This is a genomic window from Siphonobacter sp. BAB-5405 (genome assembly GCF_002872335.1).
Taxonomy (GTDB): domain Bacteria; phylum Bacteroidota; class Bacteroidia; order Cytophagales; family Spirosomataceae; genus Siphonobacter.
The window spans coordinates 1-457 of sequence record NZ_NJAG01000221.1; the positions used below are offsets into that span (position 1 = coordinate 1).

At 39.6% G+C, this 457-nt stretch carries 1 protein-coding gene; it reads left to right on the plus strand.

Annotated features, from left to right (window positions below; translation table 11 throughout):
• Positions 1-312 (plus strand): WG repeat-containing protein (locus BWI97_RS27205; protein ID WP_146011111.1); only part of this gene is annotated, 312 nt, incomplete at its 5' end.
• Positions 313-457 lie beyond the last annotated feature (145 nt).

The window sequence follows — 457 nt, forward strand, 5'->3', positions numbered from 1 at the left end:
GTATCGCCTTTCTACGAAGATGTAGCTATCGTGGTACAGGATAATCGAATTGGCTACGTGAGCAGAAGTGGTAAAACGATTGCTTCTCCTCAATATATTTCCGGAACCTATTTCAGAAATGGAAAAGCTACGGTTAAAACATTCTTCAGACACTTTACCATTGATAAAAACCATACTAAACTTGAACAGGGTTTTAATAACATTGTGTATGTACTAGGAATAGGGACGATGCTATTGCTGCACCTGGTTTATTTCTTTAAAACGAGAAAGAGTTACGCAAGTCAAGAAAAGCTATTCACTCGTAAATTGTAGGAGTGTACGAATTTAAACGGATGCTGACTATTGATCACGTCTTTGAGGAAGAGGCTTTCTACTCTAACTCAGTAAGGCAGGGGGCAGACTGGCTTTGAGTTAAGGGTTGATAACGAAGGGAATTTTCTTCCAAACAGTCCGAAGG